Source organism: Pseudoalteromonas luteoviolacea DSM 6061, from assembly GCF_001625655.1.
Lineage (GTDB): Bacteria > Pseudomonadota > Gammaproteobacteria > Enterobacterales > Alteromonadaceae > Pseudoalteromonas > Pseudoalteromonas luteoviolacea.
This window is the reverse complement of sequence record NZ_AUYB01000129.1, coordinates 1-25,427: the sequence shown is the minus strand read 5'-3', so window position 1 is coordinate 25,427 and position 25,427 is coordinate 1. Positions and strand designations below refer to the sequence as shown.

At 42.0% G+C, this 25,427-nt stretch carries 22 protein-coding genes and 10 tRNA genes; 9 read left to right on the top strand and 23 right to left on the bottom strand.

Annotation, left to right across the window (positions count from 1 at the left end):
• Window positions 1-10 precede the first annotated feature (10 nt).
• From N475_RS19705 to N475_RS19665, 9 genes are all read right to left on the bottom strand, one after another.
• Window positions 11-86, bottom strand: a tRNA-Thr gene (locus tag N475_RS19705).
• Between the two features lie 12 nt (window positions 87-98).
• Window positions 99-174, bottom strand: a tRNA-Phe gene (locus tag N475_RS19700).
• A gap of 105 nt (window positions 175-279) precedes the next feature.
• Window positions 280-355 (bottom strand) — tRNA-Thr (locus tag N475_RS19695).
• Between the two features lie 10 nt (window positions 356-365).
• A tRNA-Phe gene (locus N475_RS19690) sits at window positions 366-441 on the bottom strand.
• A gap of 29 nt (window positions 442-470) precedes the next feature.
• A tRNA-Thr gene (locus N475_RS19685) sits at window positions 471-546 on the bottom strand.
• 12 nt (window positions 547-558) lie between these two features.
• Window positions 559-634, bottom strand: a tRNA-Phe gene (locus N475_RS19680).
• Between the two features lie 144 nt (window positions 635-778).
• Window positions 779-854, bottom strand: a tRNA-Phe gene (locus N475_RS19675).
• 78 nt (window positions 855-932) lie between these two features.
• Window positions 933-1,008, bottom strand: a tRNA-Thr gene (locus tag N475_RS19670).
• 10 nt (window positions 1,009-1,018) lie between these two features.
• Window positions 1,019-1,094: transfer RNA gene (locus N475_RS19665), tRNA-Phe, on the bottom strand.
• Between the two features lie 255 nt (window positions 1,095-1,349).
• Here N475_RS19665 and N475_RS19660 point away from each other — a divergent pair.
• Window positions 1,350-4,391: a hybrid sensor histidine kinase/response regulator gene (locus N475_RS19660; RefSeq protein WP_063365830.1), complete on the top strand. Its 3,042-nt coding sequence runs from the start codon at window positions 1,350-1,352 to the stop codon at window positions 4,389-4,391.
• A 56-nt stretch (window positions 4,392-4,447) separates the two neighbouring features.
• Here N475_RS19660 and N475_RS26115 read toward each other — a convergent pair whose 3' ends face one another.
• The 4 genes from N475_RS26115 to N475_RS19640 all read right to left on the bottom strand — a co-directional run bounded on the left by N475_RS26115 (window position 4,448) and on the right by N475_RS19640 (window position 7,957).
• A complete protein-coding gene (locus N475_RS26115) occupies window positions 4,448-4,627 on the bottom strand; it encodes a hypothetical protein (protein WP_063359306.1) in 180 nt (59 codons plus the stop codon).
• Between the two features lie 145 nt (window positions 4,628-4,772).
• Window positions 4,773-5,903, bottom strand: coding sequence for a sodium ion-translocating decarboxylase subunit beta (locus N475_RS19650; protein WP_063359307.1), 1,131 nt, complete (start codon window positions 5,901-5,903; stop codon window positions 4,773-4,775).
• A gap of 13 nt (window positions 5,904-5,916) precedes the next feature.
• Window positions 5,917-7,701 (bottom strand): sodium-extruding oxaloacetate decarboxylase subunit alpha, encoded by a 1,785-nt coding sequence (gene oadA / locus N475_RS19645; protein WP_063359308.1) that lies wholly within the window; start codon window positions 7,699-7,701, stop codon window positions 5,917-5,919.
• A gap of 10 nt (window positions 7,702-7,711) precedes the next feature.
• A complete protein-coding gene (locus tag N475_RS19640) occupies window positions 7,712-7,957 on the bottom strand; it encodes an OadG family protein (protein WP_063359309.1) in 246 nt (81 codons plus the stop codon).
• Between the two features lie 517 nt (window positions 7,958-8,474).
• Between N475_RS19640 and N475_RS19635 the strand changes: the two genes are divergently transcribed.
• On the top strand, window positions 8,475-8,939 hold the full coding sequence (locus N475_RS19635) for a YcxB family protein (protein ID WP_063359310.1): 465 nt from the start codon (window positions 8,475-8,477) through the stop codon (window positions 8,937-8,939).
• Window positions 8,940-8,991: 52 nt separating this feature from the next.
• Here N475_RS19635 and csrA read toward each other — a convergent pair whose 3' ends face one another.
• The 6 genes from csrA to N475_RS19605 form a co-directional block, all read right to left on the bottom strand.
• Window positions 8,992-9,183: a carbon storage regulator CsrA gene (gene csrA / locus N475_RS19630; protein WP_063359311.1), complete on the bottom strand. Its 192-nt coding sequence runs from the start codon at window positions 9,181-9,183 to the stop codon at window positions 8,992-8,994.
• Between the two features lie 90 nt (window positions 9,184-9,273).
• Entirely contained in the window at window positions 9,274-10,494 is a 1,221-nt protein-coding gene (locus tag N475_RS19625; protein ID WP_063359312.1) for an aspartate kinase, read from the bottom strand.
• Between the two features lie 3 nt (window positions 10,495-10,497).
• Entirely contained in the window at window positions 10,498-13,101 is a 2,604-nt protein-coding gene (gene alaS, locus N475_RS19620; RefSeq protein ID WP_063365829.1) for an alanine--tRNA ligase, read from the bottom strand.
• 57 nt (window positions 13,102-13,158) lie between these two features.
• Window positions 13,159-13,620, bottom strand: coding sequence for a regulatory protein RecX (locus tag N475_RS19615; RefSeq protein WP_063359314.1), 462 nt, complete (start codon window positions 13,618-13,620; stop codon window positions 13,159-13,161).
• Window positions 13,620-14,447, bottom strand: a complete 828-nt coding sequence (locus N475_RS19610) for a BPSS1780 family membrane protein (RefSeq protein WP_063359315.1) — start codon at window positions 14,445-14,447, stop codon at window positions 13,620-13,622. The genes N475_RS19615 and N475_RS19610 overlap by 1 nt, the downstream gene beginning before the upstream one ends.
• 178 nt (window positions 14,448-14,625) lie before the next feature.
• A complete protein-coding gene (locus tag N475_RS19605; protein ID WP_063359316.1) occupies window positions 14,626-15,258 on the bottom strand; it encodes a GTP cyclohydrolase II in 633 nt (210 codons plus the stop codon).
• Between the two features lie 176 nt (window positions 15,259-15,434).
• On the opposite strand from N475_RS19605, the gene N475_RS19600 reads away from it, so the two are divergent.
• From N475_RS19600 to N475_RS19590, 3 genes are all read left to right on the top strand, one after another.
• Complete coding sequence (locus N475_RS19600; protein WP_063365828.1) at window positions 15,435-16,652, top strand: hypothetical protein; 1,218 nt, start codon at window positions 15,435-15,437, stop codon at window positions 16,650-16,652.
• Window positions 16,652-17,092 carry a type 2 periplasmic-binding domain-containing protein gene (locus N475_RS19595; RefSeq protein ID WP_063359318.1) on the top strand — a complete coding sequence of 147 codons (441 nt, stop codon included), beginning with the start codon at window positions 16,652-16,654 and terminating at the stop codon, window positions 17,090-17,092. The genes N475_RS19600 and N475_RS19595 overlap by 1 nt, the downstream gene beginning before the upstream one ends.
• Window positions 17,093-17,216: 124 nt before the next feature.
• Window positions 17,217-18,641 (top strand): sensor domain-containing diguanylate cyclase, encoded by a 1,425-nt coding sequence (locus N475_RS19590; RefSeq protein WP_227008385.1) that lies wholly within the window; start codon window positions 17,217-17,219, stop codon window positions 18,639-18,641.
• Here the strand turns inward: N475_RS19590 and N475_RS19585 are convergent.
• The gene (locus N475_RS19585) at window positions 18,638-19,144 is read right to left on the bottom strand and encodes a DUF3087 domain-containing protein (protein WP_063359320.1); all 507 of its coding nucleotides are present in this window, start codon (window positions 19,142-19,144) and stop codon (window positions 18,638-18,640) included. The two genes, N475_RS19590 and N475_RS19585, sit on opposite strands and share 4 nt — an antisense overlap.
• A gap of 117 nt (window positions 19,145-19,261) precedes the next feature.
• On the opposite strand from N475_RS19585, the gene N475_RS19580 reads away from it, so the two are divergent.
• The 3 genes from N475_RS19580 to N475_RS19570 all read left to right on the top strand — a co-directional run bounded on the left by N475_RS19580 (window position 19,262) and on the right by N475_RS19570 (window position 21,164).
• Entirely contained in the window at window positions 19,262-19,912 is a 651-nt protein-coding gene (locus N475_RS19580; RefSeq protein ID WP_063359321.1) for an energy transducer TonB, read from the top strand.
• A gap of 89 nt (window positions 19,913-20,001) precedes the next feature.
• On the top strand, window positions 20,002-20,559 hold the full coding sequence (locus N475_RS19575; protein WP_063359322.1) for an RNA polymerase sigma factor: 558 nt from the start codon (window positions 20,002-20,004) through the stop codon (window positions 20,557-20,559).
• The gene (locus N475_RS19570) at window positions 20,556-21,164 is read left to right on the top strand and encodes a hypothetical protein (RefSeq protein WP_063359323.1); all 609 of its coding nucleotides are present in this window, start codon (window positions 20,556-20,558) and stop codon (window positions 21,162-21,164) included. The genes N475_RS19575 and N475_RS19570 overlap by 4 nt, the downstream gene beginning before the upstream one ends.
• On the opposite strand, the gene N475_RS19565 is transcribed toward N475_RS19570, so the two are convergent.
• Window positions 21,161-22,537: a Na+/H+ antiporter NhaC family protein gene (locus N475_RS19565; RefSeq protein WP_063365826.1), complete on the bottom strand. Its 1,377-nt coding sequence runs from the start codon at window positions 22,535-22,537 to the stop codon at window positions 21,161-21,163. The two genes, N475_RS19570 and N475_RS19565, sit on opposite strands and share 4 nt — an antisense overlap.
• 299 nt (window positions 22,538-22,836) lie before the next feature.
• Here N475_RS19565 and N475_RS19560 point away from each other — a divergent pair, with 299 nt between their 5' ends.
• Window positions 22,837-23,685 carry a MurR/RpiR family transcriptional regulator gene (locus N475_RS19560; RefSeq protein ID WP_063359325.1) on the top strand — a complete coding sequence of 283 codons (849 nt, stop codon included), beginning with the start codon at window positions 22,837-22,839 and terminating at the stop codon, window positions 23,683-23,685.
• A 12-nt stretch (window positions 23,686-23,697) separates the two neighbouring features.
• On the opposite strand, the gene N475_RS19555 is transcribed toward N475_RS19560, so the two are convergent.
• Together N475_RS19555 and N475_RS19550 are read right to left on the bottom strand one after the other, a co-directional pair.
• A complete protein-coding gene (locus N475_RS19555; RefSeq protein ID WP_227008384.1) occupies window positions 23,698-24,813 on the bottom strand; it encodes an exo-beta-N-acetylmuramidase NamZ family protein in 1,116 nt (371 codons plus the stop codon).
• A gap of 487 nt (window positions 24,814-25,300) precedes the next feature.
• Window positions 25,301-25,377, bottom strand: a tRNA-Arg gene (locus N475_RS19550).
• Between the last annotated feature and the right edge of the window lie 50 nt (window positions 25,378-25,427).

The window sequence follows — 25,427 nt, the reverse complement described above, 5'->3', positions numbered from 1 at the left end:
AAAGAATAAGTGGTGCCGACTATCCGAGTCGAACGGATGACCTACTGATTACAAGTCAGTTGCTCTACCAACTGAGCTAAGTCGGCGCACCTAAATAATGGTGCCCAGAGGCGGAATCGAACCACCGACACGAGGATTTTCAATCCTCTGCTCTACCGACTGAGCTATCTGGGCAAATATTCTTTCAATATTTGAAATTCAAAATAGAATTTCTATATAGTTCAAAATAGCTCTATAAACTACTTGAATATATGTGTGTTTTTAATTCTGAAGAGTAAATGGTGCCGACTATCCGAGTCGAACGGATGACCTACTGATTACAAGTCAGTTGCTCTACCAACTGAGCTAAGTCGGCGCACCGAAAATGGTGCCCAGAGGCGGAATCGAACCACCGACACGAGGATTTTCAATCCTCTGCTCTACCGACTGAGCTATCTGGGCATAATTAATTTTTACTTCTAAAGAATAAGTGGTGCCGACTATCCGAGTCGAACGGATGACCTACTGATTACAAGTCAGTTGCTCTACCAACTGAGCTAAGTCGGCGCACCTAAATAATGGTGCCCAGAGGCGGAATCGAACCACCGACACGAGGATTTTCAATCCTCTGCTCTACCGACTGAGCTATCTGGGCAAATATTCTTTCAATCTGAAATCCAAAACGGATTTTAAATACACTTTTCAAAATATTCGTTACAAGCACAAATTTTGAATAATTTTTTGTATTGAAAATGCGTTTCTTAATTTCAATGTGTCTACATATCACCATCAATTAAGATGGTGCCCAGAGGCGGAATCGAACCACCGACACGAGGATTTTCAATCCTCTGCTCTACCGACTGAGCTATCTGGGCATTTTTTACGCTGATTTTATATGGCTTATTAATAGATGCCATATAAAATTCAAAATTTTTTACTTCGTTTGGAAGTAATGGTGCCGACTATCCGAGTCGAACGGATGACCTACTGATTACAAGTCAGTTGCTCTACCAACTGAGCTAAGTCGGCGCACCGAAAATGGTGCCCAGAGGCGGAATCGAACCACCGACACGAGGATTTTCAATCCTCTGCTCTACCGACTGAGCTATCTGGGCGTGCGGCGTATTAAACGAGTTTTACCCTTTCAAGTCAACTATTTTTTTGCAATATAATTTGTTTGCGCACAATTCATGCAAAATAGGCAAAAACCAGCTAAAAAAGGATGAAAATCATACATACCACCCACTCTTTCATTAACCATAAACCGTAATAAAGAAGTAAAAACGTAGAGAAATCATCCACTGTAGGTGATAGGATTAACACTTATTCATAAAAACTCGATTTGAAAGCTATTTGCTCGGATTATTTCAATGGAAAATTCTTCACAAGCACAGATCAAAGGCTTTGTGCCACTGTTTGTTTTTGTAACCTTAATAATTGCCAGTGTTTCAGCACTTGCTGCTTATTTATGGCCAAAGCAAACACAAACCACAATTCATAGCCAACCGGATCTCGTATTGCAGGCTCAAGACCTCGCGGCGCCACTCAGCAATACAATGATGAAGCTTGGTTACAACTACGCCAAACAAATGCTGACCTCGGTTAAAGCAGGTAACCCAGACATCAATGCCTACTTGTATGCAGACAGTGGCATGGGTAAACCTAGCCTAGTGTTTCAAACTGATGATTTCCCTGTTGCACCTATAAAGCAACGCACAAAACTCACAGTTAATGATCAGACTATTGTGCATCAACCTCTGACTTTGGATGACATGCCCGTCGGTGAATTGATTTTAGTTTATACTGCACCACAGGTAGCGGCACCAGAAGACAACCCAATGAGCTATCTATTGGCGTTTGTTGCGCTCATTCTCACCATTGCCTTTGCATTATTCTTGAAAAAGCAAGTCGTTGGTAAATTAGCAAAAGAATTAAAATTACTAAACTCCGAACTAGATCATTTAGTCGCACAAAAAGACTATGACGTTCACATCACTGAAAACCTGAGCTTTGGTTTGTCCCAAACGTCTATTGGTATTAATTCACTGATCAATCAAATCCGAGATATTATTAAAGGGAATCAAGCTGCACAGAACGAATTGAGACAACTGCAAACCAGCTTAGAAACTGAGGTCCAAGCGCGTACGTTAGCACTCGAAAAGGCAACATTAAACGCAGAGCGTGCGAGTGAGGCCAAAACCACTTTCTTAGCCACGATGAGCCATGAGATCAGAACGCCAATGAACGGCGTTATCGGCACCATCGATTTGCTGCGCCAAACTGAACTTGATGGCGCTCAGCACCGACTGACGACTATTATTCGTGACTCAGCGTTTTCATTACTGGGCATCTTAGACGATATTCTAGATTTCTCTAAAATCGAAGCGGGTAAATTGCAGATCGACAGCAGTGCCTTTTCTGTGTCAGAAACAATTGAAGAGGTTGCGCGAGTGCTTTCTTCTGTCGCGAAGAAACGCAAACTTGATTTACAACTTGCTATCGCGCCTGATATTCCAAGTAACCTTGTAGGTGATGCTGTTCGCGTTCGACAGGTACTTTATAACCTATGTAGCAACGCTATCAAATTCACATCAACCGACGAAAGCAAGCAGGGGTTTGTTAAAATCTCCGTCGAGGTTGCACAAAACACGTCCGAACATTACACCCTCAGGTTTAAGGTCACTGACAACGGTAAAGGCATGACCCAAGCCCAACTAAGAGAAATCTTTAATCCGTTTATCCAAGCCGAAGGGTCGATTACTCGTGAGTATGGTGGCACAGGCTTAGGGCTTTCTATTTGTAAGAGCTTAGTGGAATTGATGCTGGGTTCTATCAATGTGCAATCTGATATTGGTATGGGTAGTGAGTTTGTCGTTGAACTTCCGTTTAGCATTAGCGGAAAGGTTGAATACGCAAATAAAGGTGTATTAGAAGGTAGAAAAGTTGTCACCTTTACCCACAACCCAAATCGCCGCGCGATTCTAGCTCGTTACCTCTCCTTCATGGGCGCGAACTCAGTCGTTGTTCATGAAGCAAGTGAAATGGGCGAGCATCAGTATGAACAGGACGTTGTGTGGGTGCTTGACGGCCTCGACGGCATGGACAAGGTCAACCAGCAGCTGCGTGATTTACTGTACTCTCTTGAGCACAACGACCAGCAAGTTATTGTTCTCAGTACAATGGATGAGTCCGCGTTAAACCACGGCCATATTTTCTATCTAAATGCCGCACCACTTTGCAAAACTAGCTTTATGACTGCGGTATTAGTTGCCGTTGGATTACATAAACCTAAGCAATTGAAGCCTTCTCGTTCAATGAATAGTTATTTGAACACTGAAGATGCAAAAGCAGAAAACAAGCTAGTGCTATTAGTAGAAGACAACGTACTGAACCAACAAGTACTTACTGACCAATTACATTTACTTGGATACGGTGTGGAAGTGGCTGAAAATGGTGAGGAAGGACTCAAAATGTGGCAAAAAGGCCACTATGCAGTTGTTCTCACAGATTTACATATGCCGAAAATGTCTGGTTATGACATGGTGACAAAAATTCGCGATATTGCGGAACAGGCTCCTGATATAAATGCTCAGCCTTATATTATTGCCATCACTGCGAATGCCTTGAAAGGTGAACGAGATCGCTGTTTAGCTTCAGGTATGAATGACTATATCACTAAACCAGTTGAACTAAATGTACTTGAAGCCACATTAGATAAATGGCAATCAGCTACCGGCACTAAGGTGGGAGCCAGCACACAACCCAAGGTTGCAGATACCACTAAACAAATAGAGGCAGGCCCAGCTTCGCAACCAGAAGTGCCAACCATTCCCGAAGTAACACCGGAGCCTCTTGTATATGGCGCTTCAGAACAAGCTGAAGAAGCGATTATTGAGTCTGTACTTGAGCACGATATCACCACTGGTGAGAACAGTGAGCAGCAAGCTCAGGTCATTGAGCCAATCGTTGAAAAGCCAATCGCTGAGCATTCATCAGCGCCATCGGCTGAATTAGATCTTGCAGTGAATGAGGTTCACTTAGAAGAAGAGCCTACGCCAGAGTCGCCTATCAATATGGATCAACTCAACAAGTACGTGAATGAAGATGACGCCAAAAGACTGCGCTTTTTCAAAATGTATTTAGAGCAAAGTAGCGAGTTAGCGAGAGATATCAATGGCGCTGTGATTTCATCGAGTCAAAGTGAAATTATAGAAGCTTGCCATCAACTCAAATCTATCTCCAGAACCATTGGTGCTGAGCAGGTTGCCAAACTGGCAGAAGGGTTCGAAATGCGCTGTAAAGAAGAAGAGCTATCAAGTGATCAGCTGATACAGCTTAGGGATGAATTAGAACAGGCCTACCAAAAAGCCACTGAATTCATTCAACAGTTTTTGCAGCAATCAGCACTTTAACACGGTGATTAAAGTCATAGGGTAATGCTTCAGCGCTGCCCTATGACGGTCGTTTACTAGTCTTGTACCATTGAATAAATCATATTTACAACAATGCCTGCCATAGCCAATGGAATAATATACTTGCTGTATTTTTCCATTTTATCGAGTCCAATTCTCTTATTGTACTTTTCGAGTAGTGGAATCAAGATCACCAATGCAACTACTAAACAAACTAGGATAACAACAATATTCATAAAGCCACTCTAACTTAGTTAATCGTACAAGTTATATCACGAAGCGTTATATTTGGCCCGTTATTTATACTAACTAGATAAAGCGATTAAAAGGGAAGAAAAACTGTGGAGCCGAAGCCCCACAAAAAGGTTGGAGAGAGTGTTGTTAACCGACTAAAGCAAGCAAGATACCTGCCGCAACAGCGCTACCGAGTACGCCAGCAACATTTGGACCCATTGCATGCATTAATAAAAAGTTATGAGGGTTTGATTCAAGTCCAACTTTATTGACCACTCGAGCAGCCATAGGCACAGCAGACACCCCTGCAGCCCCGACTAGAGGATTAATCGGGTTGGATGAAACACGGTTCATGACCTTTGCCATGTAAACGCCTGATGCGGTACCAATACTAAATGCCAAGGCGCCAAGTAATAAAATCCCTAAAGTCTCTACCGTTAAAAACTGATCAGCAGCCAACTTCGAACCAACAGCCAAGCCCAAGAAAATAGTCGTTATATTAATTAGCTCGTTTTGAGCTGTATTACTCAGTCTATCGACCACTCCTGACTCTCTCATCAAATTACCCAGACAAAACATACCCACAAGTGGTGATGCAGCTGGTAAAAATAGCAGCGTCAGCCCTAGTACCATTAATGGAAACAGCACCTTTTCTTTCTTAGACACAGGCCTTAACTGTGGCATTGCAATACTTCTCTCTTCTTCAGAGGTAAGTAAACGCATAATGGGCGGCTGAATAATTGGTACCAATGCCATATAAGAATACGCAGCAACCGCAATCGCGCCTAAAAGCTCAGGAGACAGCTTAGAGGCTAGGAAAATAGCTGTTGGACCATCAGCGCCGCCGATGATTGCTATCGCCGAAGCATCTTGTAGTGTGAATTCAAAGCCTGGAATGAAATTTAATAAAATTGCGCCAAATAAGGTGGCAAAGATACCAAACTGAGCGGCTGCTCCAAGTAATAGCATACGCGGGTTTGCGATCAAAGCACTAAAGTCAGTAAGCGCACCTACGCCCATAAATATGAGCAATGGAAAAACACCACTATCGATTCCAATATAATACACGTAGTACAGCAATCCACCCGGCTCCGCCAATGCAGCCACAGGGATATTTGTTAAAATCGCACCAAACCCAATAGGCACTAAAAGTAGCGGCTCAAACCCTTTCGCGATGGCTAAGTACAGTAACCCGCAGCCAACCGCTATCATGGATAAAGCAGGGAAAGTCAAATTGGCAAGCCCTGTTGCTTGCCACAAGTTCAATAATCCATCCATATCAGTGCCCGCCCTAAGCCATTTCTATAATCGCGTCGCCTGCAGAGACTGAGTCGCCTTCTGACACTAAAATATCTGCAATCTTACCGTTTGACGTGGCGCGTACTTCAGTTTCCATTTTCATAGCTTCCATGATCAAAACTACATCTCCTTGCACTACATCATCACCAGGCCTTGCATGCACTTTAAAAATATTACCTGCAAGTGGTGCATTTAAAGTTTCTCCGGAGCTCACAGATGCTGATTGTGGCATAAGCTCGCTGTCTTTAACTGCAACTTCTTTCAACTCGCCGCCAGCGGCAACCACAACATCATATACCTTACCATCAACTCTGACGCTGTAACGCTCATTACCCTGTTTGCTTGCTGTTGTAGCTTTATCTACTTTAGGTTCTTGGTTTTGAGCAGTCACCAAACTCGGTTTTGGCTCGAATGCATCTGGGTTGTTTCTATTTTTCAAGAATTTAAGGCCGATTTGAGGGAATAACGCATAAGTTAGAACATCATCAACCACATCAGCAGCCAACTCGATATTTTCTTGTTCAGCGTGTGATAGCAATTCTTGCTCTAAACTGTCTAGTTCAGGCTTTAATAGATCTGCTGGTCGGCAGGTAATCGCATCAGCCCCTTCCAATACTCGGTTCTGTAAATTCTCATCAACAGGTGCTGGCGTTGTACCATATTCGCCTTTTAGTACACCGGCGGTTTCTTTGGTAATGGTTTTATAGCGCTCTCCCGTCAGTACGTTTAATACTGCTTGAGTGCCAACAATTTGAGATGTAGGTGTAACCAATGGAATAAAACCGAGATCTTTTCTCACATGAGGAATTTCACTCAGTACTTCATCAAGCTTATCTCCTGCACCTTGCTCTTTTAGCTGGTTTTCCATGTTCGTGAGCATGCCACCAGGTACTTGAGCTGAGAGAATACGTCCATCAACGCCTTTGAGGCTACCTTCAAATGCAGCATACTTTTTACGAACATCTCTAAAATAAGCTGCTATAGACTCCAATTGACCCAACTCAAGTCCCGTGTCTCTTTCCGTTCCTTCAACGATGGCAACCAGTGTTTCGGTCGCACTATGACCATAAGTCATACTCATTGAAGAGATGGCTGTGTCAAGCATATCAATACCAGCATCTACCGCTTTTTGATATGTTGCAGTACTCAAGCCAGTCGTTGCATGGCATTGCATAGCAATAGGCACAGACACGGTTCGTTTTAACTCTGAAATTAACACTTCTGCATCATATGGTTTTAACAAGCCAGCCATATCTTTGATACAGATAGAGTGACACCCAAGTTCTTCAAGTTGCTTTGCTTGTGCCAACCACTTTTCTAAATTGTGTACTGGGCTAACAGTATAAGAAATCGTGCCTTGAGCATGGGCGCCAACTTTAATAGCCGCACGTATCGCCGTTTCAAGGTTTCTTACATCGTTCATGGCATCAAAAATTCTGAATACGTCTACGCCATTTTGATGAGCGCGCGTCACAAACTTCTCAACAACATCATCAGCATAATGACGATAACCGAGCAAGTTTTGTCCCCTCAAAAGCATTTGCTGTTTGGTATTCGGCATTGCCTCTTTGAGCGCTCGAATGCGATGCCAAGGATCTTCACCAAGGTAGCGAATACATGCATCAAATGTGGCGCCCCCCCAAGATTCAACTGACCAATACCCTACCTTATCTAATTCTTCTGCGATTGGAAGCATGTCCTCAAGGCGCATTCTAGTTGCCAATAAAGATTGGTGGGCATCTCTGAGCACCAACTCTGTGAGTTTTAATTTTGACATAGCGTACCCCTTAATTATTTTGTCTAAATTGCGCAATTGCGGCACTTATGGCGGCAACATGCTGTGCAGGAACACCTGAGGTGTCTTGGCGTTGTGATTTTGATTTAACCCTAGGCTGCTCAGGACTTTGTTCCGATGTACTGAGTTTCGATAACCCTTTCACGGCGAAAATAAGAATTGATAAGAAGATAAATACGCCAACCATGCCTGTTAACATGAGATTGGCTGCCTGCAAAAGCAAATCGCTGATCTCCATCTGTGCCCCCTTAGTTGTTATTTATTTGTTTATGAATGCCCACACAAGGAAATAGATAGGCAACTTTTGTAAATATTTATTCAAACATCATATCAAAACATTTATTCATGTAAAGTCACTTGTAAATTGGTATTACCATTATTTGTTTCTGTTTTAAATTCACACACTTAGTCATCTAGCATGGCAAAATAATGGATTAAAAGCCTAATAAATATGAAAAATACTCAAGATATCGATAAAAAATATCCGTTCTTTGATAAATATGTTCAGTACTTTTGCACTAAAAACAACCCACTCAAAATTGGTAATACCAAAATGAGAGATAAAAATAATGCAATACTGCTCAGAACAACAAAACTTCAATGAAAACGCTGCCCTTGCTAGACTGAGTCCAAGTTAAATGTTCTGAATTAGGTACTCACGCTATGCAGGTATTCACACCTGTTTGCAAGAAATAAGATTTAAACTGACAAGATAACCACGTATAATTTCATGGTTATTAACTTGAGGATTACTCGTGTTTCAAAGTGAATTCACCCTAGATAAACGCTATTTTCAGGAATGTTTTGACGAATCGGTGAAAATGAGCCAGCACCATAAGCCTAAATACGGGCTTATCGCGTTTCTTATATCGTTGGGCTTTTTATCCCACTACCTGTTAAACCAAGCTTATTTGGGGAACTTTCTATTTTTACTCGGAGTGTTGGAAGGCGTTGCCTTTTATTATAAGCGCCCATGGTGGGTTGCGAGACAAATGCTCAGTAGGGCAAGTGGCTCAAAAGTTAGCCTGACTATTGATGAAGAAGGCATTACAGCAGAAAACCCGTATCGTGCGTTTTCTGTAAAATGGCAAGATATTCATAAAGTGGTTAAAACAGAGCAAGGGATCATCATTCAACAACAACGCCATAACCAATACATATCAAGCAAAGTACTTAATGATGAAGTTTTAAGCTTCATTATCAGCAAGGCAAAAAAATAGCCACTGTTCAGCGGCTATTTTCTTTACTAAGCAATAAGTTAGTTTTTCTTAATTACATATTGCCTGTAGACGGATTAGATTTCTCCGCTTGAATTCGCATATATATTTCTTCACGATGAACTGAAACATCTTTAGGTGCATTTACGCCGATACGCACCTGATTACCTTTCACACCAAGTACTGTTACTGTAACTTCATCACCGATCATCAGGGTTTCGCCTACACGGCGAGTTAGAATTAGCATTCTCTTGCTCCTGTTATTCCAAAATTTAAAAGATTCCGCGTCAAGTTCATTTTAATTAAAACTTCATGTAAAAGTAAGCAAAATTATTGCTTATTCAACATTTTCTAGTCCAAATGCACCATGCAGTGCTCTAACGGCTAGTTCAAGATAGCGCTCTTCTACCAAAACTGAAATTTTTATTTCTGAAGTAGAAACTAAAAGCGCTTGGATATTCTCAGCAGCTAATGCTTGAAAAAACACCCCAGCAGTACCCGAGTGCGACTTCATACCGACACCCACAGCAGATATTTTCACAACCTCTGCATTGCCTTCAATGCTGGCTGCTTGTAAATCATCACGATTTGTAGTCAGCACATCAAACGCTTGCGGATATTCACTGCTATGTACAGTTAAAGCATAGTCTATTTTGCCTGCTTGATGATTAATTTGACTGATCATGTCAATTTCAATGTCATATTCGGCAAGTAGAGTTAGAATTTTTGCTAAAGAAGATGGGATCTCAGGTACTTGTCGAATAATAAGTAAGGATTCATCTTTTTGATAAGCAATACCTGATACAGTTTTGCAGGTCACTTCTGGTTCCTCATAGCTTATTAATGTTCCAGAATCTGGATTAAAGGTCGATAATACGCGAAGAGGCATATTATGGCGTCCAGCCGCTTCTACAGCGCGGATCTGTAAAACTTTAGCACCCAAACTCGCCAATTCTAACATTTCTTCAAATGTCACTTGCGACATGCGCTGAGCACGAGGCTCCACACGAGGATCTGTCGTATAAACACCATCCACATCGGTATAGATTTGACATTCATCAGCAGAAATCGCCGCTGCAATTTCTACGGCCGAAGTATCAGTGCCACCTCGTCCCAAAGTGGTGAGATTACCTTCCGAATCTCGACCTTGAAAGCCGGCAATGATTGTAATTCGATTGTGTTCGAGCTCTTGTTTTAAGCGTTCAACGTCAATATGCTCGATACGTGCCTTACCAAACATATTGTCGGTACGAATGGCAATTTGATCAGCCAATAAACTAACAGCTGAGTGACCTCGTTTGATAATAGCCATCGCCAGCAAAGCAATGGATACTTGCTCACCCGTTGTCAAAAGCACGTCAAGTTCTCGTGCACTAGGCCTATCATCTATTTGCTTGGCAAGTGAAACTAAACGGTTTGTCTCGCCGGACATTGCAGACAACACAACCACAACTTGGTGGCCTTGCTGTTTAGAACGAATAACCAGATCGGCGACAGCCTCTATTCGCTCAATTGAGCCAACAGAAGTGCCACCAAACTTTTTAACAATTAAAGCCACAGGTTATTGCGTTTTCTCAGTCAACCATGCAGGAACGCTACCTAGGGCTGCATCAAGGTTCTCTGGCTGAGAACCACCAGCCTGCGCCATATCTGGGCGACCACCGCCTTTACCACCGACTTGTGCTGCCATATGATTAACTAGCTCACCCGCTTTTACCGAGCCAGTTAAATCTTTAGTAACACCCGCAATTAGGCTCACTTTGTCGCCATTTGCAACGCCAAGGGCAATAACACCTGAGCCCATTTTGTTCTTGAGGTCGTCAACCATACCACGCAGTGCTTTGGACTCAGTGCCCGCCACATTGGCAACAAGGAGTTTGATACCGTTTATTTCAACTGCGGACTCTAACAACGAAGACCCAGCCGCAGCTGCTAACTTGTCGTTCAATTGCGAAACCTGCTTCTCTAAACCTTTCGCCTTTTCCAGTAATGCAGCAACTTTTTCCAATGCACTTGCACTGTCGCCTTTCACTAGTGCAGCAATATCTGATAATGCCTTTTCTTGCTGTGCAACATACTGAACTGCATCTTCACCAGTTACGGCTTCGATACGACGAACGCCTGCTGCAATACCGCCTTCAGAAATTATCTTTAAGAAGCCAATATCACCAGCACGCTTTACGTGTGTTCCGCCGCATAGCTCAATAGAGTAATCACCGATAGAAACAACACGTACTTCATCGTCATACTTCTCGCCAAACAGAGCCATTGCACCTTTTGCTTTCGCTTCGTCAATGTCCATAAGTTGAGTTTCAAGTGCAAAGTTTGCTCTGATCTCAGCGTTTACCGCCTCTTCGATTTTAATCAGCTCTTCTTTTGTTACACCTTCAAAGTGAGAAAAGTCGAAGCGCAAGCGGTCTGGCATCACTAAAGAGCCTTTTTGAGCAACGTGATCACCTAAAATTTGTCTCAGCGCTTCATGCAAAATGTGTGTTGCAGTATGGTTTTTCTTGATGCGTTCACGACGGTGAGCATCAATATTCGCATCTACTTTATCGTTGATACCAATACGGCCAACAATATGACCATGGTGTGCAAATGCATTACCTAGCTTTTGTGTGTCTGTAACTATAAATTCGCCACCAGCAATGACTAGTGAACCAGTATCACCTACTTGACCACCTGATTCCGCATAAAACGGTGTGCGATCTAGAACAACGATGCCTTTTTGTTGATCTGTTAACTCAGAAACACTTTCTCCCTCGCAGAACAGCTCTACCACAGTACCGCTGTACTGAACGGCATCATAACCTTTAAAGTCTGTCACTTTTTCAGACTTCAATTGCTCATTGTAATCTGCGCCAAACTTACCCGCTTGCTGAGCTTGTTTACGTTGAGCTTCCATTGCTTCTTGGAAACCTCTTTCATCGATCGTCATAAAACGTTCACGCGCAACATCAGCGGTTAAATCTGCTGGGAACCCATAAGTGTCGTAAAGCTTGAATACTAAATCGCCTGGGATCACATCCCCTTCTAATCCAGCTAAATTTTCTTCAAGGATGGCTAGACCGCGGTCTAACGTTTTACCAAACTGCTCTTCTTCAATGCGTAATACTTTTTCAATGATCGCCTGCTGTTTAACCAGTTCAGGGTAAGCTTCGCCCATTTGCTCAGCTAACGCCGCAACCAATTTATAGAAAAATGCACCTTGTGCACCAAGCTTATTACCATGTCTTACAGCACGACGAATAATACGACGTAGTACGTAACCACGTCCTTCATTTGAAGGCATTACGCCGTCAGCAATCAGGAATGCGCATGAACGAATGTGATCTGCAACCACTCGAAGTGACTTGTCTTCTAAATCTTGCGCACCCGTAACAGTAGCAGTTGCTTTGATAAGCGCTTGGAATAAGTCGATTTCGTAGTTAGAGTGAACCCCTTGCATGATTGCAGAAATACGCTCAAGACCCATACCTGTATCAACTGACTGATTTGGAAGCGGCTCCATCGTGCCATCTGCATGGCGATTGTATTGCATGAATACAAGGTTCCAAATCTCGATAAAACGGTCACCGTCTTCTTCAGGGCTACCTGGCGGTCCACCCCAAATGTGTTCACCGTGATCGTAAAAAATTTCTGAACATGGTCCACATGGTCCTGTATCACCCATTGACCAAAAGTTATCTGAGGTATCAATACGTATGATGCGATCAGCTGGCACACCCACTTGGTTTGCCCAAATGTCGTAAGCTTCTTCATCTGTGTGGTACACAGTGACCAATAGCTTTTCTTTTGGCAGTTTTACAACATCAGTTAAAAACTCCCACGCAAACTTGATTGCATCTTGCTTGAAATAATCACCAAAGCTGAAGTTACCAAGCATTTCAAAAAAGGTGTGGTGTCTCGCAGTATAACCAACATTTTCTAAGTCATTGTGTTTACCACCGGCTCTTACACAACGTTGAGAGCTCGTTGCACGGTTATATGGGCGTTTTTCTGCGCCTAGAAAGACGTCTTTAAACTGCACCATACCTGCGTTAGTAAACAGTAATGTGGCATCATTGCCAGGAATCAAAGAACTTGATGGCACCACTTGGTGGTTTTGCTTGGCAAAGAAGTCTAAAAAACTCTGCCTTATCTGTGCGGTAGTCATTTGCTGCATGTGATCATTCACCCTTTATTGCTGCTTGTGCCTCAGGCGGTTTGCTTGTTATGAAAACTAATTTTCATCTTGCGCCTGAATAGCAAAATCTATTTGGTCATAGCTAAATCCTCGGTACATCATATACCTAACTCGCTTTGACCTTTCTTGATAGTCTAAATCTTTATTTGCATAGCCGTATTTTTTATCATACGTTTGCTGTGCAATGGCGTACCAATCAATTTCTTTCTCTTCAATCGTTTGAAGAAGCAGAGTACGCTCAACGCCTTTTTTGGTCGCTTCCATTAAAACGCGTTTTTCTCCCAACCCTTTGGCAAGTTGGCGATTCAAAAAGCTTTCGCAGTGCCTTGCATCATCTATGTAACCAAGCTCACTCAACCACTCGATGAGCTCTTCAGCATAAGTGGTACTGGCGCCTTTAAGTAAAATTTTATCGCTCAAAAGCTTGCGAGAATATTCTTGTCTAGATAACAGCCAAATAGCGTAGTTTTTGATTTTTTGTTTATCTTTATCTTCCATTAAGCATCAAACCGGCCTGTTTGCCCTACTTGCTCTGTTTTAGGTTGCTGATCATCATCATCGCTATTCTGATCATCTTTTGCTTTTGTCATAATTTGCTCTGAAAAGATAGCCTGAAAAGACACAAAAAAGCCGATATACACAATGGGCATAATAAAGATTAAAGGAATAAGAGACAGAGGTGCAGAGGCGATAACCATTAGTGCAACAATACCACCAAATACACTCAAAGGCGCCATATTGTAATAGAACACCTTTAGTGACTGCTTCATCGCAGCAAGAATATTTGCTTGCTTTTTAAAGAAGATAAGCGGCAATGCATAGGCAAAAGCCATCATGGCTAAAGACTGTAAAGCAACAAATATCGCGATATCTGAAAAACTAATAGCAGCTGCAATTTCGGCCATCACCGCATTCATGTCTTGATCTGGGCTATGGTTTTGCATTGCCGATACCACCGGCTCAAACAGCAAAGTCATCGCAACGCCTAATAGTAAGGCAACACCCAACTGGTATAGGCCTAAGCGAAACAAGTTGAGACGCTGTCCTTTGGCTGAAAATGGCTGCAGGATATCTGCAAGCATAATCGATTTTCCAGACTGTAAATTAACAACCGCATTGTAAAACCCTACGGTCAAAAAAGGCCCCGCCAGCGCGCAAAGCATTTGTACTATTGGGTTAGGTAAGACAAATGGAAACAACCCAACTACGACAAGGAAAATGTACATCATCATAAAAGTCATAGGCTGAGTTTTAAAAATAACCCAACCAGCTTTTAGCCAATTGACACCAAAACCAGCTTTAAATGTTCTAAATTCTGCAGACATAAATGGTTAACTTAGTTATAAATCGCCTTGATTATACTGTTTCGGCGAGGTACTTGAAAGGACGTTTGTGAGGCATATCATCACTAAATGACTTTAAATTAAAAAATACTTATTAAAAGTAAAGCCACATACATATTTTGCTTTGTCTGACACTTTGCCAAACAAAGCAAAATTCAACTTACTTTGATTTAGGCTTATTGATTGTGTCAATGTCTAGCATATGAGAGCCATGCTCAACTTTAGTCGCTAAGTAATGGCGGTTCCCCGACTCACCGGCTTTGACATGTGCCTGCGTACCCACAACGCTTTCAACTTGTATACCTGCATTGCGCAGTGCATTCAACTTTCGAGGGTTGTTTGTCATTAATTTAACATGATCTAAACCAAGCGCTTGTAGCATAAGTACAGCATCGGAGAAGTTTCTAAGGTCATCTTCAAAGCCTAAATGGTTATTGGCTTCATAGGTATTCATCCCTTGTGATTGAAGCACATAGGCATCTATTTTGTTGTATAAACCTATACCTCGGCCTTCTTGACGAAGGTACAGTAACACACCGCCATGTTGATGCATTTCTTCTATACATTCATTAAGCTGCTCGCCACAGTCACATCGTGAAGAATGGAAAACGTCGCCAGTTAAACACTCAGAGTGCATTCGAATTAGTGGTACTTCTTGGTTTTTATCCGCACCATTAAAAACCAACGCAACATGTTCTTCGCCATCTTTGAGCCCCTCAAAAGACACGATTTCTGCAGGAATATGACTACGCTGCCCTACATTCAGCTCAACTCTTGCTCTTACTTCAGCCACGACTTGAAAATATCCAAATTTAAAAAAATGTGATAGTATCACAAATAATATTATATCTCTTGATATGGTGTCAGTAGACCCATTTTACAAGCCCATTTACACAAAACTGGTAAATGTAAATATAGGCACTAATCTTTACAGACAAGATGACTTTTATTTTACCTGTTTGGAAGTTAATGCGCCTACTGTTACTCCTATTATCATTCATATCATTCAATGGCGCTTGCAATGAGCTCAAGTTCGACGGTTTCGCAACGCTCAGCATGACTCTGACTGATTCCGAAAATGCTGGGATCAGACAACATATCACACAGCCTCATGCGACTTACAAAGACGAAATTGGTTTTAGTACCTCATCTCTGGGTTTTCAACTCGAATGGCAGGCTACACCCGAACTTCAATTTGTTGGCCAAGTACTGCTCAAAGATCATGAAGAACAAAATATCGATAATGCCCTCCAAATGGCCTTTGTAAGGTACTCACCATCTGCAAACTGGCAAATTCGTCTGGGCAGAACCGGTCTCGATTTGTTCATGATGACTGAACACAGAGACATTGGCTACACTTATACATTTGATCACCCGCCGACCGAGTTTTACGCCATTGTGCCCCATCAAAATATTGATGGAGCCGACATCAAGTATACGTTCTCACAAGAACATGGATTACTCAGTGCTAAATTTTTTGCAGGTCGCTCAACTGCCCCCATAGTGAGTGACGACAACTTTTTTTGGGATGTGGAAATAAAGTCTCTATATGGAGTGGTACTACAGTGGGAGTCGCTCGACTGGACACTAAGAGTAAATCATACCATCACCAAAGCCGGCAATGAAAATGAACAACAACTTCAATTACAAGCTGCACTTGCTCAAGTCCCAGATGAAGTGTGGCCGACTAAAGCTAGCTTACTGGACTCTCTTCATATCATTGGCAAACGTTTTGATTACACAGCCATTGGCGCACGCTACGACAACAATCAATGGTTTTTTCAAAGTGAAATGTCTTATATTGACTCAAATTCACAGGTTCTCAATGATCTAACAGCAGGTTACATTGGTGTAGGCTCCTATTATGGTGACCACACAATAATGGCAACGTTTGCACAAGCGAAATCAAACAACAGGACACCTGCTAGGCCGCTCGTATCGACACCACAATTAGATTTACTTTACAACACCCTCATCAGGCACACTAATTTCTATCTAATTGATCAAAGTACATTTTCGCTTACTCTGCGCTCTGAACTGTCCGAATCGCTGGCAATCAAGGTGCAATTGGATCACACCAATACAGAAAGTTTACCCTCCGCATTTTATTTGCACCAAGGGCTTACAGGGTCCAACCTTGATACGGACTTCAATACATTGGGCATTAGCCTAAATTGGGTGTTCTAATGAAAACCCAACTTACAATCATCCTCATAAAACTTTTGCTGCTCATCAGCTTAAGAGCTGAAGCATCCGCCGAGCAAGAAATCGTCATCGTGGTCAACAAAAATAACCCTATCGAAAAAGTCACACACCGCCAGCTAATTGATATGTATATGGGGAAGTATCTTGCATTCCCAAATGGACATATGGCCATTACATTAGATTATCGTAAGGAACACCCTTTACGCAGTGTGTTTTTCAAAGCTTTGACTGGCAGAAGCATCTCTCAAATTAATGCATATTGGTCGAGAGTAAAATTTAGTGGTAAAGCCTCCCCCCCTCAAGCATATCCTTCAACAGAAGCTATAATTGATAAAGTAATAACAACACCGAGTGCGATTGCTTACTTACCTGCAAGCGCAGTAACAGATGAACTCAAAGTAGTGTATCGTTTTGTTCAATAGACACAGTTTAATTTTTAGGTTGATGCTTTTACTTAGTTTATCAACTTTTGCATTTTCCATAGTATACGCGAAAATATACTACCATCATGTGTTTGACACAGAGCTCAAACGCCTAGAAAGCACTGTGCGACAAATAAGTCAGACCGTCTCTTCAACCGCATCAATTGCTGCCTATTTAGAAGACAAAGATCTCGCTAATGAAGTAGTCAATGGCTTGGTGAGCAATGACATCATCCTTTCGGCAGCACTGACAAACAAGCAAACAGTGCTCGCGAAGAGTATTCTCTACAAAGATACTGGAGCGCTGTCGTTTTACCTACCTAACCCATTTATCTTGCAAGAAAATATTGGAGTTATTCGAGTTGTCCCTAACACCCTGTATATAGAACAAAATGCCAGAGATACGGCCTTTTCATCGGTGCAGACATTACTTGTGGTGGTACTGCCCATGCTACTACTATTTGCTGTGTTAGCCTTTTTCCTAATTTCCCGTCCTCTTGGTAACTTGAGTAAACAGTTGGCCAGTGTACTGCCAGGCAGCGCACAAAGAATTTATGTTGATCCTTTAAATGACCAAAATGAAATCGGGAAAATAGGCAAAGATATCAATATTATGCTCGCCAATACTGAAACTTTATTTGAACAAGAACGTAGCCTTAGGGTAGAAGTTGAAAAATTGGAGAAACGCTTTAGATTAATGTTTGAAAGATCGTCTTCGCCGACCATTTTAGTCAGAGAGCAAGGGGAAGTTACACTGGCCAATGATGCAGCCAAAGACCTTTTGGCTGGAATGGGAATTGATTGCGAGGAGCGGTTTCCAGAAAATTTGGGACAATTTTGCAAAACACCAGATATTCTCTACACCTTTACTGAGAACAGCATCAAACTTAAACAGGTCATGCAATCTGAATTTGAGTTTACTAACCCCTTAACTCTTTCTTCTGTGTGGTTGAGCCTTATCATTTTGAATACAAAAAGCGATGGGCAGTGGTACTTTCAGGTATTCTTAGCAGACATAACCGCTCGGAAAAGTATGCTAAACCAGCTTAGCCACAGAGCACAGCGAGACAGTCTAACCAGTTTATATAATCGCTATGGTGCTGAACTGACATTGATGGAGTGGATCGATTCAGAGACACAATTTAGTCTACTGCTTATCGATCTAGATAAATTTAAACCAGTAAATGACATTTATGGCCACAATGCAGGTGATGAGGTATTAAAACAATTGGCCAAACGGCTCGGCCACATTGTGCCTAGCACTGAACTGGTTAGCCGCTGGGGCGGCGATGAATTTGTCATTGCGATAAAGGAAGTCAATATCGTAAAAGTGAACCATTTAGCTCAACAGGTGCTCGACGAAATTAATACGCCCATTACATATGAAAAAAATGGCCACCGGCTAGAGCTAAATGTCAGTGCTAGTATTGGTATTGCGCACTTCCCGCTTCACGCTCAAAGTCTAAAAGGCCTCGTTGAATGCGCAGATGTGGCTATGTACTCGATTAAAAAGACCTCTAAAAATAATTTTACGATTTATTCGACCTAGAATGCGCGCAATATGCCCTCGTCGTAGTCAGCGGCATCCAAGCTGACTTGATATTTGGCCGCTAATGCGTCTAGCTCAGCTTGCCAAATCGCCAATTCTTCCATCGTGATCGTATTGTCGTCCAACATCCAAAGTTGACGAGAGCCAGCGTAGCTATAATGTATTGCAAGCATGGCATTTACATTACCTTGTTGAGCTGCTTTTTTCAGCTTTGGCATTTTTCTAGTAATGCGGTTTAGCGCTTGTTTTAACTCCCAAACATACACAACCTCTACCATAAAAGGGTGCAGCTTAACTCGCCTCAAAACATAAAAAATAACAGAGCAGCTAATTACTACCCCAAGCAGGTTCCAATGAAAATGACTGCCATCAGCATCAGGAAAGAGCAAGATTAAAGTTTGCGCAATTCCTAAGCTGCCAATTGTCAATGCAGCAATGCATGCGCCTATAACTTTATTTAAATGATTACGATAGCGACTTTTGTCTATTTCTTGTAATTGCATTGATCACGTCCAGAACCAAAATTAATGAGTATTCTAAATGGATAAAAATAAAATTTAAAAAAAATCACCCCTTTTTTTGACCTAGCGCGTTTTAAGGTTAAAAAGGGGAGATTAAATATGACAATGACAGTAAATACAGACCAGTACCCAGCGCCTTATCACAAGTTAAATAAACTCGTGCTTTCTTTCATTGGTGCCATTGTGGTGACATTTGGGCTATTTGCATTTATGCAGCAACTTATCAGTCAGGAGAGACAGCTGGTGGACCAACCTATGCCTGATATTGATGTTTTTATATCTCAAGAGATCAAAGAGACACCAGTAAAAGAGCGCAAGAGTCTGCCGCCTAAGCCGAAACCTTTACCTGAAGCACCACCGAAGCCAGCAGCTCAGCCAACCAATATACCGGGTGCCAACATCAACATCGGGTTAGATCATCAAATCACCAGTGCGCCCATTGTCATGAGTAATACTTTACAAGTAACGGATGCACAAGCTACACCCCTTGTACGAGTTGACCCAAGTTATCCTGCAACTGCCGCACGAGATGGTATCGAGGGATGGGTGCAATTGGAATTTAGCATTTCACCAACCGGACAAGTGATCGACGCTCAAGTCGTAAACGCCGAGCCAAAACGTATATTTAATCGCGCGGCGTTAAAAGCATTGAAGCGTTGGAAGTATCGCCCGCAAATGGTCAATGGCAAACCAACAGTACAAACTGGCCAGTCAGTTATGTTAGAGTTTAAATTAGCTCAAGGGTCATAATAGCGACCGAGCCACTCATCGAAAAATGAGTGGCTTGCAAGCGCACAATGGAACAACCAATTACAATTAACAATAATCTAGGAGAGTGCATGCTATTAGCCATTAAAAGTTGGTTTATCCCGCATAAAACTGATGCAGAAGATCCGCTTTATGAATTCAAAAAATGCGGTGAAAATCGCTACCTAGAACAGGCGATCGATAACTTTAACCCAGATCTGTATCATTACTTATGCACACAAAGTACGCCTGAGGTAGCTGAAGACATTTGCCAAAAAACTTGGTTGACCATTGTTGAAAAGCGCCACTACTATCAATCTAATAGCACACCTAAGGCCTATATATTTAAAGTAGCTCGAAATGCACTTATCGATGAACTTCGCAAACAGAGCCGCTTGGTATTAGATGAAAACGCAACCATTCAATGCGAATTAACACTAGACAACAGCTTTTCAGAAGCAAGTTCTGAGCGCCTTTACCAAGCAGTTAAAACATTGCCTCATACTCAAAAAGAGGCGCTTAGCTTACAATTAGAAGGCTTTTCACTGAAACAAATAGCCGATATTACCAATACGAATGCCGAGACCGTTAAAACGCGCTTACGTTATGCAAAGCAGCAACTTAAAACGATTTTAGGAGAGCCACAATGAATGAGCTTGAGCAGGCATACTCGAATGCCAAACGTCAGCAAAGAATGTCGGCAAAACAGACTCGCCGCCTAAAAAGGATGAGCAGAATAGAAAACCGTAAGCATACCCGTCAATTTTGGCTCCGCACAACAGCCTGGGCAACTTCATGTTGTGCGGTGGCTTTAATTGGTAGTCTGTCCTTACAAAATACGCTCAACGATTTCGAACTATTTCTCACTAAGATAGAACCAGCTGAGTTTAATACCGAGCAATATCAATCTATTGAAACTCATAACCTCGTAGAAGGTGAATACCTCACGACTATTGCGCAACAAAAGCAGCAGCTGGATAATTCACTCGAAGGCGCTAAGGCAACCTTAACTGAGATCCATCAGACTTATGGCAAGCTGATTCATAGTGAAGATGGCGCATGGTTTATCGCTGATTGTCAAAATGCCACACTGATTGAAGTACGTAAAAGTGTATTGGATGAGCTGAATGTACCAAAGATGCACGATGCACAACTAGAACAAGGTGTGCTCTTGGCACTGAGTAGAAATAATCAGGGACAGCTCTTAAAAATTGCAGCCCCTACCGAAGGGAATAATTTACATGCATGCCCTTAGAGCATAATCAAGCTGGCGATAAAATACCCTGCAAATGCAAGTACACCACCTACTAGCGCATAGGGTAATTGGGTTTTTACATGAGTCAATAAATCACACCCAGATGCCAGTGCAGAAACAGCGCTGGTGTCGGAAATAGGTGAGCAATGGTCACCAAATATACCTCCACTTAATATAGCACCAACCACAAGTGAGGGCGGCAAACCCAATGTTTGGATAAGAGGCACACCGATTGGAATTAATATCGCAAATGTGCCCCACGAAGTTCCCGTTGTAAAAGACATTACGGCCCCAGTCAGAAACAATACTGGAACAATGAAGTACACGGGAAGGTATGCTCCGACCAACTGTGCCACAAATACGCCAGTACCAAGCTCTTTTAAACTCGCCCCCAATGTCAGTGACAGTAGTACAATACAGACCAATGGAAGAAGCTCCCCCATCCCTTTAAAACCAATATCAACAAGCTGATGGTGGGTAAACTGTTTTTCAGCTAACAATAAGCTGTATGCTATTGCGCACGATAACATTGTGGCGTACAAAACGGATTTTGAACCACTGCCATTGGCTAAAACGCCGTCCCCGGTCCAATACATAAAGCCTACCATACTCACAATAAGCGTAGTTAAGGGAATGAGCATAAATCGAGCTTTAGAAGCGTGAGGCCCTGCATCCAGTGAGACTTCTTGCTGTTCTAGCTTTTCTTCAGCCACTTTCATGGGCCCATGAACCTTGTCAAATACAATGGTATACAACACGATAATGAGCGCTATGATGGCGTAAAAGTTAAATGCCACACTGCCCCACAAAATTGTGACTGCTGATTGCTCCAACTCGTAGTTACTCAACAGGCCCAGTACATACGCCCCCCAACCGTTTAGTAATATTAGAATACACACTGGAGCACTTGTACTATCAATAACATACGCCAACCTTGCACGGCTCATCTTAAATTTATCAAATAACCCTCTCGATACAATACCAGACGTCAACACGCTCATGTTTGATTCGATAAATACTGCGATGCCGGTAAACATAGTTAGCAAGCCAACCTGCTTCTTTGTTTTTGCGACCCCTATATTCATCAGTTTTTGCACTGTTGCCGATACGCCACCCGACTCACGGATATAGGCCAACAAAGCCCCTATCACAATACTAAAAATTAAAATTCGACTATTTCCGGCAGAGGTAACGACATCAATAATTCTTTCTATGCTATTGGTAAAAGTGGCAAAAATTGACTGGTCATGGGTGTTTAGTACCAGCAGAAATTCGGATGAGACAAGTGCTAAAATGAGGGCCAAAATGACCTCTTTGCGCCAAAACACGACTGCAATGGCAATCAGTGGTGGCAAAATAGAATACCAAGACATAGTTTCCCTATTGTAATTTTTTGACTCAGAGTTATCGCAGTGGTATCAATAGCTGAGCAATTTTTGCGACTCTCAGCTCGCTATCTTATGCACGCAAAGTTTGAACGTTTTAGCTTAAATACTTGTGTCTAAAAAACAAGCATTTCCTGTTTTCAATTTCACAAATGCAACAAAAGTACCTCAACCAGTACCACATAAATCAAAAAACGCAATAATATTCCTAAACAATCTATCACATCGTTCCAATTGAACCTATAATATGGACAGTTTAAGTTAGTTTTAGTTACCAGGTGATCCTCATGTCTACTTTTGTAAAAATAAAGGCTTTAAAGCCAACGCTCTCGCAGAGTGAGGCGAAGTTAGCAGACTTTACGTTAAAGTCTGGCGCCAAGATTCGCGGTTTATCTTCTATTGAGCTTGCAAAATCAGCTGGCGTAAGCCAGTCAAGTGTAGTTAAGTTCGCTCAAAAACTTGGCTATAAGGGGTTTCCGGCGTTTAAATTGGCCGTCGTTGATGCACTTAATGAACAAACTCAAGAAGATACTCCGTTATCAAATGAAATAGATCAGAATGATTCAATTGCGCATATTTCAGAGAAGTTGATCGCAAATCAACAAGCAACGCTCGTAGCCACCAGCAAGCTAAATACTCCTGAGTTGTTTGAACAAGCAGTTCAATCTATTAAAGCAGCAAAAAAAGTGATGGTTTGTGCGATAGGTTCTACACATACTATGGCGCAAGACTTAACTTTGAAGCTGCAAAAACTTGGCGTATGTGCTGTTACACATGTTGATGAGCTTAGTGCTTCTAGCTACGCTGCGACAATGGGTAAAGATGATTTAGTGATTTTCTTGAGCAATTCAGGTGTTGTAAAAAGCGTAGTCAAATTAGCGCAGCAAGCCAAAAATAATGAATGCCAGATTTTAGCGCTAACCCGCTACGGTCATAGCGAGTTAGCGAATTATGCCGACAGCTGCCTATACTGCATCCAAGAAACCGAAGCCATTAAACACTCCGCAGTGCTTACTAGAGCCTCACTAGGATACTTAATCGATGTATTATTTATCGCATTGGCTCAGTCAAACTTGCACTGGCAACGTAGGGCTGACCGCTCCAATGAATACATGAGCGACATGCTTAACGTATAGAATTAAGGCGCCTTATCTATCATAAAGTAGGTAAGGCGCTCTACGCTTTTTAAATGTCTCTAACTCTTTCTCCCAAAGCGCTTCTAATTGATGTACTTTTAAACCCTGCTCAAGAGCAAGGCGAATAATATTAGTGCCTGCAAGCTTGTCTAAAAAGTCAGGATGAATAATAAAAGGCTGTCCTTGCTGTTTAAATTGACGATAAGCCGAAAAAAGCCACCCTAAATCAAAGCCTCTAACTGTGCTATTTCTTAAATCCATCCCCCATACTTCCTGTCCCTCTAGTTTAGGATAACGGGCTGCACCTATAATTGAGCGAGGAGAAAAGTTAAACGACCCCAAATTGACTTGATGGTGGCCAAAAACTTGAAAGGGAAAGTCCGTACCTCGACCCACCGATACCGCCGTGGCTTCAAATAAGCACAATGATGGATATAAATAAATTGACTGTTGATTCGGTAAATTAGGGCTGGGCGAGATTGGCAGCGTATATTCGTCTGATGCACTGTAGTTTGCAACAGAAATTACTTTTAAACTGAGTTGTTCATGCCCAGATAACCATCCCTCGCCATTAATCATCATAGCAAGTTCCCCAACTGTCATCCCATGCAAAATTGGAATGGGATGCATACCGACAAATGAACGAAACCTTTTATCTAGCAGAGGGCCTGCTACATGATGGATATTCGGATTTGGCCTGTCAAAAACGATAAACTCTTTTTGAGTGTCTTTGGCTGATTGCATCATATAATGCATAGTACTAATGTAAGTATAAAAGCGTACACCTACATCTTGGATATCAAATATCAACACATCAATATCTTGCAGCGCATCCAGAGAAGGGCGCTTTTTCTTACCATAAAGGGAAACTATCGGGATCCCTGTTTTTGAATCAATACTACTATCAATGTAAGCACCTGCATCTTGATCCCCTCTAAAACCATGCTCAGGTGAAAATATTCGAATCACGTCTATGTTGTTAGCCAATAACATATCAACCAAATGTACGCCATTGACTTGAGCAGACTGATTGACTATCAACCCTACTCGTTTTCCTTTAAGCAACGGTAAATACTGCGCCGTTCGAGCAGCTCCCACCTCAATTGCAATTGAGGTATTTACTTTCAAAACCGCTAACAGAAAAACACATATGAAAATAATATAGTGATGTTTATACACAAAATACCTCTCGAGCAACTTTACACACGGGGAAATATGCCTGACCAAAAGCGAAAAAAGAACTGTTTTTTCCGTTTTTCATAACCTTTAAACTGTACTACCACTAAACCAGTAGGCTTCACGTTATAAGGGGTGGTGTAATGAACTCCAATCTTTTGAGCAGCATGCCTTTGCTCTTTACTGTTTCAATTGCATTGTAATGCAGACGTTGAGTTAAAAGTCGATCGCTGCTAAAGAGATGACGGATGCGGGAGTACTATGTGGAAAGAAAACCTTTAAGTGCCGAGTTTATAGCCTTTTATCAAAACAGCTTGCTCACAACCTTCATAATATGTAATGAGATACTGAAATTTGGGCACAAAAAAACCGACTTCCGTCGGCATTTAACTCATGTTTTACTACTTGAGTGAAGTATTTCCCATCTTTAAGAATAAGATGGCGGACGCGGGAGGATTCGAACCTCCGACCGCCTGGTTCGTAGCCAGGTACTCTATCCAGCTGAGCTACGCGTCCGTCATATCTCGGTATTTTAGCACTTGAGCTGTGCATTCTGTATTTTTCCA

Excerpts from the sequence above, each read along its gene's own strand:
- N475_RS19660 (WP_063365830.1), top strand. The coding sequence starts at position 1,350 with ATGGAAAATTCTTCACAAGCACAGATCAAAGGCTTTGTGCCACTGTTT.
- N475_RS26115 (WP_063359306.1), bottom strand. The coding sequence starts at position 4,627 with ATGAATATTGTTGTTATCCTAGTTTGTTTAGTAGTTGCATTGGTGATC.
- N475_RS19650 (WP_063359307.1), bottom strand. The coding sequence starts at position 5,903 with ATGGATGGATTATTGAACTTGTGGCAAGCAACAGGGCTTGCCAATTTG.
- oadA (WP_063359308.1), bottom strand. The coding sequence starts at position 7,701 with ATGTCAAAATTAAAACTCACAGAGTTGGTGCTCAGAGATGCCCACCAA.
- N475_RS19640 (WP_063359309.1), bottom strand. The coding sequence starts at position 7,957 with ATGGAGATCAGCGATTTGCTTTTGCAGGCAGCCAATCTCATGTTAACA.
- csrA (WP_063359311.1), bottom strand. The coding sequence starts at position 9,183 with ATGCTAATTCTAACTCGCCGTGTAGGCGAAACCCTGATGATCGGTGAT.
- alaS (WP_063365829.1), bottom strand. The coding sequence starts at position 13,101 with ATGCAGCAAATGACTACCGCACAGATAAGGCAGAGTTTTTTAGACTTC.
- N475_RS19615 (WP_063359314.1), bottom strand. The coding sequence starts at position 13,620 with ATGGAAGATAAAGATAAACAAAAAATCAAAAACTACGCTATTTGGCTG.
- N475_RS19610 (WP_063359315.1), bottom strand. The coding sequence starts at position 14,447 with ATGTCTGCAGAATTTAGAACATTTAAAGCTGGTTTTGGTGTCAATTGG.
- N475_RS19600 (WP_063365828.1), top strand. The coding sequence starts at position 15,435 with ATGCGCCTACTGTTACTCCTATTATCATTCATATCATTCAATGGCGCT.
- N475_RS19595 (WP_063359318.1), top strand. The coding sequence starts at position 16,652 with ATGAAAACCCAACTTACAATCATCCTCATAAAACTTTTGCTGCTCATC.
- N475_RS19585 (WP_063359320.1), bottom strand. The coding sequence starts at position 19,144 with ATGCAATTACAAGAAATAGACAAAAGTCGCTATCGTAATCATTTAAAT.
- N475_RS19580 (WP_063359321.1), top strand. The coding sequence starts at position 19,262 with ATGACAATGACAGTAAATACAGACCAGTACCCAGCGCCTTATCACAAG.
- N475_RS19575 (WP_063359322.1), top strand. The coding sequence starts at position 20,002 with ATGCTATTAGCCATTAAAAGTTGGTTTATCCCGCATAAAACTGATGCA.
- N475_RS19570 (WP_063359323.1), top strand. The coding sequence starts at position 20,556 with ATGAATGAGCTTGAGCAGGCATACTCGAATGCCAAACGTCAGCAAAGA.
- N475_RS19565 (WP_063365826.1), bottom strand. The coding sequence starts at position 22,537 with ATGTCTTGGTATTCTATTTTGCCACCACTGATTGCCATTGCAGTCGTG.
- N475_RS19560 (WP_063359325.1), top strand. The coding sequence starts at position 22,837 with ATGTCTACTTTTGTAAAAATAAAGGCTTTAAAGCCAACGCTCTCGCAG.